The 12,388-nt window shown below is 54.0% G+C and carries 15 protein-coding genes; all 15 read right to left on the bottom strand.

From position 1 onward, the window contains the following. Positions 1 to 432 carry a stage V sporulation protein AB gene (locus NST29_RS06830; RefSeq protein ID WP_033023519.1) on the bottom strand — a complete coding sequence of 144 codons (432 nt, stop codon included), beginning with the start codon at positions 430 to 432 and terminating at the stop codon, positions 1 to 3. Further along, on the bottom strand, positions 419 to 1,042 hold the full coding sequence (locus NST29_RS06825; RefSeq protein ID WP_033023520.1) for a stage V sporulation protein AA: 624 nt from the start codon (positions 1,040 to 1,042) through the stop codon (positions 419 to 421). Before NST29_RS06825 ends, NST29_RS06830 begins: the two co-directional genes overlap by 14 nt. 139 nt (positions 1,043 to 1,181) lie before the next feature. Then, positions 1,182 to 1,934: an RNA polymerase sporulation sigma factor SigF gene (gene sigF, locus NST29_RS06820; RefSeq protein WP_033023522.1), complete on the bottom strand. Its 753-nt coding sequence runs from the start codon at positions 1,932 to 1,934 to the stop codon at positions 1,182 to 1,184. Between the two features lie 13 nt (positions 1,935 to 1,947). After that, complete coding sequence (spoIIAB, locus tag NST29_RS06815) at positions 1,948 to 2,388, bottom strand: anti-sigma F factor (protein ID WP_033844112.1); 441 nt, start codon at positions 2,386 to 2,388, stop codon at positions 1,948 to 1,950. Further along, positions 2,389 to 2,739, bottom strand: a complete 351-nt coding sequence (gene spoIIAA / locus NST29_RS06810; protein WP_033023525.1) for an anti-sigma F factor antagonist — start codon at positions 2,737 to 2,739, stop codon at positions 2,389 to 2,391. Between the two features lie 125 nt (positions 2,740 to 2,864). Beyond that, positions 2,865 to 4,040 (bottom strand): D-alanyl-D-alanine carboxypeptidase family protein, encoded by a 1,176-nt coding sequence (locus tag NST29_RS06805; RefSeq protein WP_033023527.1) that lies wholly within the window; start codon positions 4,038 to 4,040, stop codon positions 2,865 to 2,867. Between the two features lie 122 nt (positions 4,041 to 4,162). Continuing rightward, a complete protein-coding gene (locus tag NST29_RS06800; protein ID WP_033023529.1) occupies positions 4,163 to 5,464 on the bottom strand; it encodes a pyrimidine-nucleoside phosphorylase in 1,302 nt (433 codons plus the stop codon). Positions 5,465 to 5,479: 15 nt separating this feature from the next. Then, positions 5,480 to 6,301 (bottom strand): purine-nucleoside phosphorylase, encoded by an 822-nt coding sequence (locus NST29_RS06795; RefSeq protein WP_033023531.1) that lies wholly within the window; start codon positions 6,299 to 6,301, stop codon positions 5,480 to 5,482. Positions 6,302 to 6,346: 45 nt separating this feature from the next. Continuing rightward, a complete protein-coding gene (gene deoB / locus NST29_RS06790; RefSeq protein ID WP_339232984.1) occupies positions 6,347 to 7,534 on the bottom strand; it encodes a phosphopentomutase in 1,188 nt (395 codons plus the stop codon). 403 nt (positions 7,535 to 7,937) lie between these two features. After that, positions 7,938 to 8,834, bottom strand: a complete 897-nt coding sequence (xerD, locus tag NST29_RS06785; protein WP_033023535.1) for a site-specific tyrosine recombinase XerD — start codon at positions 8,832 to 8,834, stop codon at positions 7,938 to 7,940. A 6-nt stretch (positions 8,835 to 8,840) separates the two neighbouring features. After that, the gene (locus NST29_RS06780) at positions 8,841 to 9,053 is read right to left on the bottom strand and encodes a YqzK family protein (RefSeq protein WP_033023538.1); all 213 of its coding nucleotides are present in this window, start codon (positions 9,051 to 9,053) and stop codon (positions 8,841 to 8,843) included. 101 nt (positions 9,054 to 9,154) lie between these two features. Next, a complete protein-coding gene (locus NST29_RS06775) occupies positions 9,155 to 9,613 on the bottom strand; it encodes a Fur family transcriptional regulator (protein WP_033023540.1) in 459 nt (152 codons plus the stop codon). A 97-nt stretch (positions 9,614 to 9,710) separates the two neighbouring features. Further along, on the bottom strand, positions 9,711 to 10,373 hold the full coding sequence (spoIIM, locus tag NST29_RS06770; protein ID WP_033023611.1) for a stage II sporulation protein M: 663 nt from the start codon (positions 10,371 to 10,373) through the stop codon (positions 9,711 to 9,713). A gap of 187 nt (positions 10,374 to 10,560) precedes the next feature. After that, positions 10,561 to 11,751, bottom strand: a complete 1,191-nt coding sequence (locus NST29_RS06765) for an endonuclease Q family protein (RefSeq protein ID WP_033023541.1) — start codon at positions 11,749 to 11,751, stop codon at positions 10,561 to 10,563. Further along, a complete protein-coding gene (locus tag NST29_RS06760; RefSeq protein WP_033023542.1) occupies positions 11,741 to 12,304 on the bottom strand; it encodes an NUDIX hydrolase in 564 nt (187 codons plus the stop codon). The genes NST29_RS06765 and NST29_RS06760 overlap by 11 nt, the downstream gene beginning before the upstream one ends. Positions 12,305 to 12,388: the final 84 nt, after the last annotated feature.

Below are 12,388 nucleotides of genomic sequence, written 5' to 3'. Positions count from 1 at the left end.
TCAGCGAAAATGATCGACAAAATATAGCCAGTGAAACAAAGAGCCCGCCACCTTGCCAAAGGCGATGGCCATCAATAAAGCGACGATTCTCTCATCGACCCCGATTCGTTTCGCTAAAATCGGCCAAACGTTCAGCACTTCGGTGAGCGCGGCGGCGAGCATTCCGACAAATATGCCGTGCAGAAGCCCAATCGGCGCCAGCCAATAGTTGGACAAATGGAAAACCGAATGGCGAAGGCTCACCCAACCGCCGACGAGAGCGCCAAACACCGCGCCCCATTCATAAGCGTGAATGCGCTTCATCGTTTTCGTCAGCTGCGTCAGGCGCGGGATGACGCCAAGCACGACCAAAAAGGCGACAAAGCCGGTTCCGACCGCCAACCCTCCAGCGAAGCCGACGAACACTACCAGCAAAATCTCAAGCGTCGTCAAGGTGCCTCATGCTTTCCTTGTTTTCATGCAAAATGACATACTGGTCAATGGCCTGCTGGTAGTTGAACATTTCGACTTCCAGAGGGCTGGGCTCCTCGTTGATGCGTTTGCGGAACCAATGGTTAAAAAACAAAATCATCCCGATCCCGAGCCCAAGCGAATATGGAATTTGCAAAAGAAGCGGCTTATCCACCGTCTGACCGGTGATCATTTCATACAAATGGCGATGCACCCGTTGCATGCTCACATCTTCGTGGAAATTCATAATCGCCATCGCCGAACCGACGAACAGAAGAAGCCAAACGAGCAGGAACACGACGAACGGAACTTTTCGCTTTTCATACACGACTTCAACGATCGTCTGCGATGGGCCAACCATCTGCACATCGAGCGATTCATCGACATCGAGCACGGCCTTGACCATTTGCATCATGTCGATAATGACGATCGTTTTATCGCTTGGCTGCACCCGGTAGAGCGGGACCGCCCGCAGCCGCTCGACGAGTTCGCCATCCGCCGCAGCGATTTGCGCCGCTTGTCCGAGCGTGACCGCCGCCCCCGGCTCGACTTGCACGCGATGGCGCGGCTTAATGAATACGGTGTTGGCCATTTGCTTCACACCTTTGTCTTTTTTTCATTAGTTTGGTGGACAGTCAAGCCGATCATGCGGTTCGGCCGCATTCACCATCGATTTCATAAAAATAGAAAAGAATGGGCAGCGAAGGCCCATTCTTTCATCAAGCAGGCTTCTAGCCATCCATTTTCTCTTTGATGTGCTGTAAGATTTTTTTCTCCAGCCGGGATACTTGCACTTGAGAGATGCCGAGTCTTGCTGCCACTTCGGACTGGGTTTGATCTTTGTAGTAGCGCAAATAGACAATGAGCCGCTCGCGCTCATCAAGCTCTTCGATCGCTTTTTTCAAAGCGATTTTGTCAAACCATGACGCCTCGTCATCGTCGGCGATTTGATCGAGCAGCGTGATCGGATCGCCGTCGTTTTCGTACACCGTTTCGTGAATCGACGTCGGCGTGCGGACGGCCTCTTGAGCGAGGACAACCTCTTCTTTGGCAATGCCCAAATGATCGGCGATTTCGGTGACCGTCGGCGCCCGTCCGCGCGCTTTTGACAGCTCGTCTTTGGCCTTGCGGATTTTATTGCCCATCTCTTTCAGCGAGCGGCTCACTTTGACAGTGCCGTCATCGCGAAGAAAACGCTGAATCTCCCCGATGATCATCGGCACGGCGTACGTCGAAAACTTGACGTCATACGACAAATCAAATTTGTCGACCGATTTTAACAAGCCGATGCAGCCGATTTGGAACAAGTCGTCGGCCTCATAGCCGCGATTTAAAAAACGTTGGACGACCGACCAGACGAGGCGCATGTTTTTTTCAATAATTTCATCGCGCGCTTCTTGATCGCCTGCTTGGCTGCGGCGGATCAGCTCCTTCATCTCCTGGTCTTTGATTGGCGACTGATCTTGCTTGACATCGACATCCATAGGCATGTCTCCCTCAGTTACATAGCGCTTGGCTTTTGGCAATATGCTTTTTCAAATACACGGTCGTCCCTTTGTTCACTTCCGATTCAATGATGACTTCGTCCATGAAGTTCTCCATAATGGTAAATCCCATTCCCGAACGCTCTAGTTCCGGTTTGGTCGTAAACAGCGGCTGGCGCGCCTCATCAATATTGGCGATGCCGACCCCTTCGTCCCTCACGGTCAAATAGACGATGCCGTCTTCAATGATGACGGAAATAGAGACAATGCCGTTCGGGTCGTTGTTATAGCCATGGATAATGGCGTTGGTGACCGCCTCTGAGACGACCGTTTTGATTTCCGTCAACTCGTCCATCGTTGGATCGAGCTGGGCGACGAACGCCGCCACCGTCACCCGGGCAAACGATTCGTTTTCGCTGCGCGCGGAAAATTGGAGGTGCATTTCGTTGCGCATTTACGCCACCCCCAATGCCTGCAAAGCAAATTGCTCATCCGCTTCCAAGCGAATAATTTTAAATAGTCCTGACATATCAAACAGGCGCTTGACGGCCGGCGACACCGCGCAGACGACCATCTGACCGCCCATGTTTTTGATCTGTTTGTAGCGTCCTAAAATGACGCCAAGACCTGAGCTGTCCATAAATGTCAACTGACCTAAATTGAGCACGATATGGCGGATGCCCTGGTTTTCGAGCACATCCGTCACTTGTTCGCGCAACGCTTCGGCCGTATGATGGTCGAGCTCCCCGGACAGGCGAACGATCAGCACGTCTTGTTTCACTTCTAAGTCAATCGCGAGACTCACAGCGTCTTCCTCCTTGTCCATTTCAGGATACGGAGAAGTTTCGCTGCCCGCGCTCGGAAATCCTGCCGCCCGACAAAACTAGTACCCGTTCGCCAAAGAGAGTGAAAAGGCGGCAAAACTTGACATCATCCCGCCTGCACGAAACGACTAAACACCCGCTTAAACAAGTCCCAAAAGCTCGCTTCTTCGACCGTTTGCTTGGCGACAAGCGGGCTGCGCACGATCTCTTTTCCATCCTCTTTCAAAATCAAAACGCCAAGCTCATCACCTTTGCGAATTGGGGCTTGTACCCGTTCTTTCACCTTGACGATTTTCTCAATCTGCTCGACCGACTGCCCCTTTTTCGTCAGCACCGATACCGGTTCCGATGTCACCGCTGCCACCGATGTTTGCTTGCCTTTGCTCACTTCCACGCGAGCGATCGTTTGATTCCGTTCGTATACCGGGTGGGTCTGATATTGTTGAAACGCATAGTCGAGCATTTTCGTCATTTGCGCATTGCGCGCTTTCGGCGTCGGCGCCCCAAAAATGACGGCAATGACGCGCATGCCATTCTTTTTCGCTGTCGCGGTCAAACAATAACCCGCCTCGCTCGTAAAGCCGGTTTTCAGCCCGTCAACACCGGGATAAAACTTGACAAGCCGGTTGGTATTCACAAGCCAAAACTTTTTGTCCGTCTGTTCGCGCAAATAGTCTTCGTATTTGCTCGTATATTTCGTAATATCTTCATACTTCAACAATTCGCGCGCCATCATGGCCATATCATAAGCGCTGCTGTAGTGATGTTCCGCCGGCAAACCGGTCGCGTTGACAAAATGAGTGTCGTTTAAGCCTAGCCGCTTTGCCTTTTCGTTCATCATTTCGACAAACGCCTCTTCTGACCCGGCAATCCGTTCGGCCAGGGCGACCGAAGCATCGTTCGCCGAACCGATGGCGATGCCGCGCAGCAGCTCGTCAACCGTCATTTCCTCACCCGGTTCAAGGAAAATTTGCGAGCCGCCCATGGAAGCGGCGTATTCGCTCGCCCGTACTTTCTCATCGTAGGAGAGCTTTCCTTCATCGATCGCCTCCATGATCAGCAACATCGTCATAATTTTCGTCATGCTCGCCGGCGGCAGTTTTTCATGAGCATTTTTCTCGTACAACACTTTTCCTGTGTCGCGTTCGATCAAAATCGCTGATTTCGCCTCAGCGGCTAGTTCGGCCTTCGCTCCCTTCGCCTCTTTTTCCTCGGCGTGCACGGAAAGGGGAAGGAACAGAAGAAGCGGCAAGAAAAGCAGACGAATGACTGTCGTTTTCATCTCCCAAACCTCCATTCTTTATACATGCCATTTTTTCCAACAGAGATATTTTTATACAAACGAACCCAAAATAAAAAAACGCCCGAAACCCACTGTTTCGAGCGTTTTCTAACAGCTTCGCCTCAGCCGATCGTCTCGTAAATGAGCGGCGGCGGAGCGGCCGGCTGCGGCGAAATCCGAATGGCCGCGGCCAGTTTTTCTTCCACGTCGCGCACATCGGCGCGGTTGCTGTGAATCGTGGCGAGCGTTTCCCCTTTTTGCACACGGTCGCCAATTTTCTTATGAAGCACGATGCCGACCGCCAAATCGATGGCGTCTTCCTTTGTCGCCCGCCCGGCGCCAAGCCACATGGCGGCCGTGCCGACTTCATCGGCAACGATCTCGGCCACATAACCGTCCTCGCCAGCGGCAACGGGGATCGTATGCGCGGCGCGCGGCAATTTGTCCGGGTCGTCAACAACCGACGGATCGCCGCCTTGGGCCGCCAAAAACGTTTTCATTTTTGCGGCTGCCTTTCCGCTGCAAAGCGCTTCCTCCAGCAGGCGGCGCGCTTCGGCAAGCGACGGCGCTTTTTCGGCCAAGTACACCATATGGCTGCCAAGCGTCAAACAAAGTTCCGTTAAATCGCGCGGCCCGTTTCCTTGCAAAGTAGCGATCGCCTCTTTCACTTCCAAGGCGTTACCGACCGCGTAACCGAGCGGCTGGCTCATATCGGAAATGACCGCCATCGTCCGGCGGCCGACGCGCTTGCCGATCTCGACCATCGCCCGAGCAAGCTGGCGGGCGCCATCGAGATCCTTCATAAACGCTCCGGCCCCCGTTTTGACGTCTAAGACGATCGCGTCAGCCCCGGCGGCGATTTTTTTGCTCATGATCGAGGAAGCGATCAGCGGAATGCTGTTGACGGTGGCGGTCACGTCGCGGAGTGCGTACAATTTTTTATCCGCCGGCGTCAAGTCGCCCGTTTGGCCGATAATGGCGATCTGATTCTCATTGACGAGCCGGAGAAATTCGTCTTTGCTGATTTCGACATGAAATCCGGGCACGGACTCGAGCTTGTCGATCGTGCCGCCCGTATGGCCGAGACCGCGCCCGGACATTTTCGCCACCGGCACGCCGACGGACGCGACAAGCGGGCCTAACACGAGCGTTGTCGTATCGCCAACGCCGCCTGTGGAATGCTTATCGACTTTCACGCCGCGAATGCCTGACAGATCGATGACCTCGCCGGAGTGCACGATCGCCATCGTCAACGCCGCTGTCTCTTCGGCGGTCATGCCGCGAAAATAAATGGCCATCGCCAACGCGCTCATTTGATAATCGGGAATGTCTCCGTTCGTATAACCGCGGATGATCCACTCCAGCTCTTCCGTCATCAGCGCCTTTCCATCGCGCTTTTTGGCAATCAAATCGACCATTCTCATCCCGATCACCTCTCGTTATTTCGCCAGTTCGGCGACAATCGCTTTCACGAGCCGCAAAAAGTCGGCTTTCACCCGCTCGGCTGTTTCGACGACTTCGTCATGATGGAGAGGAGCATCAGTCATGCCAGCCGCTAAGTTGGAAATACATGAAATGCCGAGCACCTCCATGCCGGCATGGCGGGCGACGATCACTTCCGGAACGGTTGACATGCCGACCGCATCACCGCCAAGCGCCCGGATCATGCGAATTTCCGCCGGCGTTTCGTATGATGGACCGGTGTTGGCGACATACACCCCTTCGTGCAGGCGAATGCCGAGCCTTGCCGCCGCGTCTTTGGCGAGCTGGCGCAGGCGCCGGCTGTATGCTTCGGTCATGTCTGGAAAGCGCGGACCAAGCTCCGGGTCGTTCGGGCCGATGAGCGGATTCGTGCCAAGCAAATTGATATGGTCGGAGATCACCATCAAATCGCCGGGTTGGAATCGTTCATTGACGCCGCCGGCGGCGTTTGTCACGATCAATTCGCGGACGCCGAGCGCCTTCATCACCCGGACGGGGAACGTCACTTCGCGAAGCGAGTATCCTTCATAATAATGAAACCGTCCCTGCATGGCGACAACGGTCGCCCCTTCAAGCCGGCCGTACACGAGCCGGCCGGCGTGCCCCTCAACCGTCGATACCGGAAAGCCGGGAATCTCCTCATACGGAATGCGAACCGCCTCTTCGATTTCATCGGCGAGCACGCCGAGCCCCGAACCGAGAATCAAACCGATCGCCGGCGATGCCGGCATGCGCTGCCGCAACACATCCGCTGCTTTTTCAATCGCTTGTCGATCCATCTGTCTTTCCCCCTTGCCTTCTATTCTAATCCGGAACATGGCCGGCTACGCTGGCGAAAGTTCCGACAAAAAGCTTGTTCCATAAGGCGGCATAGCGACGTGGAAGTTAGCGGCGATCGTCGCCCCGACATCGGCGAACGTCTCGCGGATCGGGAGCGGCTTTCCGCCTTGAAAGCGCGGGCTGTACACCAACAGCGGCACGTATTCGCGCGTATGGTCCGTTCCGTGATGCACCGGGTCGTTGCCATGATCGGCCGTGATGATCAGCAAGTCGTCTTCTTTCAAACGCGGCAGCACATCGTTAAGCCGGGCGTCGAACTCTTCGAGCGCATCGCCGTATCCTTGTGGATCGCGGCGATGGCCGTACTTGGCGTCAAAATCGACGAGATTGACGAAACTCAACCCGGTAAAATCGCTGCCGAGCGTGTCCACAAGCTTATCCATGCCGTCCATATTCGACGCGGTCCGCAACGACTGCGTCACTCCTTCATTGTCGTAAATATCGGCGATCTTCCCAATGGCAATGACATCATACCCCGCGTCTTTCAGCTCATTCATCACCGTGCGGCCGAACGGTTTGAGCGCATAGTCGTGTCGATTGGCCGTTCGCTCAAAACGGCCGGGTACACCGATGAACGGCCGGGCGATGACGCGCCCGACCATGTACGGCTCATCGCGTGTCAGCTCGCGCGCGATTTCACAAACGCGGTACAATTCTTCAAGCGGCACGACTTGTTCGTGGGCGGCGATTTGCAAAACGGAGTCGGCGGACGTATAGACGATGATGGCCCCAGTTTTCATATGCTCCTCACCGAGTTCTTCGATGATCGCTGTTCCGCTCGCCGGCTTGTTGCCGATCACTTTCCGACCGGTGCGCCGCTCAAGCTCGGCGATCAATTCATCCGGAAATCCGTTCGGAAACACGCGAAACGGCTTGTCGATGCGAAGCCCCATCAGCTCCCAATGGCCGGTCATCGTATCTTTGCCGGCCGACGCTTCTTTCATTTTCGTATAGTAGGCCAGCGGCTGATCGACTTTCGGCACCCCTTTGATCTCACGAATATGGCTTAAGCCGAGCTTCGCCATATTGGGCAAATGAAGACCGCCGCGATGCTCGGCGATATGGCCGAGCGTGTCCGCCCCTTTGTCGTTGTATTTTTCGGCATCCGGCGCCTCGCCGATGCCGACCGAATCCATGACAATCAAAAAGACGCGCCGGTACATTGTAATCATACTCATTCCTCCCGTCTCCAGTCGAAAATGGTGATTCTCTTTGTTCTATTGTACCCACCACATCCCAAAAACAAGTCAGCCTTACTATTGGTCAGAAGTCTGACAACAAGGACAACCATCAAGCTCCAACAGATTTGATCACGGCCTAGAAGAGCGGTGAAAAACAGTGTTTCCCTTTGGTCGATGAGGAAAAGTGTGCAGTGTTGCAAAGTTTTTCTATCTGAGAAACGATGGCAGGAAGCGGTATGAACGATTGAATCAACAGTCTCCTAGGGAGCCGATGATCAAATCTTGAATACGAATTTGCCATGTCAATTCTCAACTCGAAAAACCTTCGTGCACCGATCCTTCCATTCGCTTATTCTTTCATCGATGAAGGGAATCAGCCGTCTTTCCCAACCTTCTAGGCGCGCGGGTGATACTGCTTGTATACGTCTTTCAAACGCGTTTTCGTCACGTGCGTATACATTTGCGTTGTCGAAATATCAGCATGGCCGAGCAGCTCTTGGACAGCGCGCAAATCGGCCCCGTTTTCAAGCAGATGCGTCGCAAACGAATGGCGAAGCGTATGCGGCGTCAATTCTTTTTCAATGCCGGCTTCTTTCGCGAGGCGCTTTAAAATTTTCCAAAACCCTTGCCGTGTCAAGCGTTGACCGTAATGATTCAAAAACAGCGCCTCCGTTGCCCGTCGGCGCGGATTGACCAACTGCGGGCGCCCTCGCTCCAAATAGTGGGTAAGCGCTTCAATCGCCATGCGCCCGATCGGAACGATCCGCTCTTTCCGCCCTTTTCCATAACAGCGGACAAACCCCATCGTCAAATGGACGTCGCCGAGGTTGAGCTGCACCAACTCGCTGACGCGCATGCCGGTCGCATACAACAGCTCGAGCATCGCCTTGTCGCGCAGCCCAAACGGCGTATCGGTTTGCGGCGCGGCCAGCAGGGCTTCCACTTCCTCGACCGACAGCACTTTCGGCAGCGTCCGTTCAAACTGCGGCGTTTCAATATGGACGGTCGGGTCTTGCGCCGCGATTTTCTCCCTTAGCAAAAACTGATGGAACGAACGGATCGACGCCAGATGGCGGGCGATCGTCCTTGCCGATTGCCCTTGTTCGCTTAAAAACTTTAAAAAATGGAGAATATGAAGGCGCTCGACTTCGCCCCACGCCTGAAGCTGCTCCACCTGCCGCAAATAACGCGCGTATTTTTTCAAATCCCTCTCGTATGAAACGATCGTATTGTGCGCCAAATTCCGCTCCACCATCAAATAGTGCAAAAAATCGCTCAGTTCGTGTTCCAACGCTCTCTACTCCCCATCGCGGTAAAAAAATAACAGCCGGTCAAGCCAAGTCGGGGGCGCCTGTTCGACCGCCGACACCTTGACCGCCGCCCCCTCGGGCTCATCGTACCGGTGATAGTATTCATATTCACGGTGAAACCATACAAGACTATAATAAAATAAAATGGTGCATCCCGTAAACAAAAGAAACACTTTCACCATTTGCCAAACGGTTTTCATGGCATCCTCCTTACTGGCAGCTTGGCCATTTGCTAGTATGAGGATATGCCATTGACTTCCTTATTTATACGCAAAAAACCTTTCCCATCGGAAAAGGTTTTTTATTTTTCTTCTTCCTGATGTTTTTGTTGGCAGCGGTGGCAAATGCCATGAAACGTCAAGCGGTGATCTTTAATTTTGAACTTCCACTCCCTCTCGACGATGGCTTCGACGTCCTCAAGCAAATCTTCCTGAATTTCCGCCACCGACCCGCACTCAAGGCAAATGAGATGGTGATGGAAATGGGCCGCTCCTTCTTTGCGGAGGTCGTAGCGCGATACCCCATCCCCGAAGTTGATTTTGTCGACAATTCTCAGCTCGTTCAACAGCTCCAGTGTCCGATAAACCGTCGCCAGTCCGATTTCCGGGGATTTTTCTTTTACGAGGAGGTAGACGTCTTCAGCGCTTAAATGGTCTTCTTCATGTTCGAGCAGGACTCTTACCGTCGCTTCCCGCTGCGGTGTCAGCTTATAGCCAGCCGAATGCAGCTGCTTTTTAATTCGTTCCACGCGTTCTTCCATCATTTCATTCCTCCCTCGCCATTCACCCTCCATTATAGCAGAGATGCGAGGAAAGGGGCAAAGTAAAATCACTATTACAAGAGAATAATAACGATTATTATATAATAATTAATATTATATTTACCACCCATTTGACCGTCTGCTTCATCAGCGAAGGCGAAACATACGCCTCGATCGCCGAAGAAACGAGCAGCCCGACAGCGGTCAGCGCCATCGCCGCCGCGTAGCGCATCACAAGCGGAAAGACCGGTCCATGCGGACGTTTCATAAACTGATGACGCACCATTTGCAAAGAAAAGGAGATCGAAACTACCCCCATGACGATCATCAGCGGAATGACGACAACATTTTGCGGCATGATGGAAACAAACGACAACAAAAAGCCTTTCCAGCTCATTTGGCTCACTAAAAACCCGACGGTAAAGCCAACGACGACTCCTTTTAAAAACAGCAGGACGAAAATAATAGGCAAGCCAATGACGGAAATGCCGAGCACCCACATCAAGGCGATGTATTTGACGTTATGCATATAGCTTTGGCGGAACATGTCGTGAGCGCTCGCCAAATTGTCTTTCGATACTTGTCCAAAAAATTGCGTCAAATAATAGTACAAGTCTTGTTTTTGGCTGAAACTGAGGCTGTTGACGACAATGGCGCCAAAAATGACGCCCATTAAAAATAGGACGATCACAAATACGTACAGCGAAGCGTGTTCGCGCAAATGAACAGCGGCAGCCGATTTCAGCGGATGGGTTCTCATCGTGCTTCGTCCTCCTACTTTGTCTCTTAGTAGATTGTATGTCCATCCGCCTTGGATATGACTGTTTTTCGAAAAAGCGGGACCGCCGCCGCGCCGGACATCCCGCTTTCCATCCCCATCGTTCCGCCTGCGCTCGGCAAACGGCCGCATGTTTGCCTACCTTTCGCCGCCAACGCTTTCTTCGCGCTCAGCTCTCCTGCACTTTTCCATATTTTCCGCCGCCACCGGCTTCGATGGCGAGCGCCCCGCTGCGGGCGAGCACGATCAGCCGAGCGAGCTTTTCCCCGACCGTCTCGGCCAGCGCTTCTTCCGCCGCCTCATGCAGCACGCTCATTTCGGTGCCAAAGCGGGCGAGCAGCTTTTCATACGCCTTCGGGCCAAGACCGGGGATAAATTCAAGCGGCACTTGATAAATATACGGCGGCCGCTTCGGTCCGTGCTCCGCCGTTTTCAACTCCGCCAGCCGGTCGAATACCCCCTTAACAAAGCGGTGGTGGCCGCACGCCGGACAGCGCTCAGCCTCAGGCGAGACCGGCGCAAGGCAGCGTTCGCACACCGTTCGGTGATATTTGCCAAGCTTTGGATTCAAGCCGTAATTGGCGATGATCGTACGCCCGTCTTCACCGCGGAGCGCTTTTTCCAACTCCGCAAACGTCGGGGCGGCAAGCCGCACTTGCTCATATTCGCGGGCGATTTTTCGCAACGAATGGGCATCAGAGTTCGTCAAATACGGATAACGGTGCAATTCGGCGATTTGGTCCGCCATCGCCGTATCGGCGCTTAACCCAAGCTCAATGGCATCGATCCGATCCGGGTCAAACACTTCTGTCAAGCTGTGTTGGACCCCTTTTCCGTACAAGCTTTTAAACGGGGTGAACGCGTGCGCAGGAATGAACCAGCCGCCGTGCTCTTTCGCGGCAGCTTGCAGCTCGCGGCCGGAGGCGTAAATGCGCTGCGAACTGAGCGATATGTTCTTCACCCGTTGGCCAAGCCAGCGGGAAAACGCGCGCATCGCCTGAACGGTCGGCAAAAAAACGAGGACGTGGATCGGTCCATGGCAATGTCCGTCATATACTTCGATTTCGCTGCCCAACAAAAGCGTCACCTTTCCGGCGCTGACGCCGCCTTCCTCATGTTCGCGCCACCCGTGCTTCTCCATCGCCTGCTCCAGCTCGCCCAGCACGTCGGGCACATGGCTGTCAATGACGCCGATGATGTCGATCCCTTTCACCTCAGCCGCCTCACGCAAGATGTTGGCCAACGTCAACGTCCGCGCCCCCGTAATTTTCACCGGGCGGCCGGAGGCGGTGCGGCCGATGTGGATATGTAAATCGGCGTAATAACGGCCGAGGCCGCCCTCGTTTTTGTTATTCGCCATTTTGCTCCCCTAGCGCGCGGCGCAGCTGCAAATATTGCAAGGCGTACGCCGTTTTCGCATCGTAAATGTCGCGTCGTTCAAGCATCGCAAGCGCCTCCTCCAATGTCACTTCCAGCAGTTCGACGAACTCATCTTCATCCAATCCGGCGCCATCTTCGACTTTTTCGAGCCCTTCCGCAACGTACAAATGGATGAGCTCATCGGCAAAACCGGGCGACGTATAAAACGAAATGAGATGGCGCAGCGAACGGGCCCGGTAGCCGGTTTCTTCTTCAAGCTCGCGGCGTGCGGAAGCGAGCGGCTCTTCCCCATGTTCTAGCTTGCCCGCCGGAATCTCGACCAATGCGCGCTCGAGCGCTTTTCGGTACTGGCGGACAAGAACGATGTTCCCGTTCGGCAACAGCGGCAGCACCGCCACCGCCCCCGGGTGTTTGATCACCTCGCGCCGGCTCATTTTCCCGTTTGGCAGCTCGACTTCCTCGATATACAAGTCAATGATGCGGCCGCTGAACAGTTTCTCTTTGCGGACCGTTTTTTCATACAACTTTTCCATCTCTTCATTCTCCCCTATCGATTGGTGGACTCTTTTCCATTGTACTACAAAGTTGGCCATTTTTTCGCCTCCGTTGTACAATGA

The organism is Geobacillus sp. FSL W8-0026 (genome assembly GCF_037966255.1).
Taxonomy (GTDB): Bacteria; Bacillota; Bacilli; order Bacillales; family Anoxybacillaceae; genus Geobacillus; species Geobacillus icigianus.
Note: the sequence above shows the minus strand (reverse complement) of the source record. Positions and strands in the feature narration are given on the sequence as shown.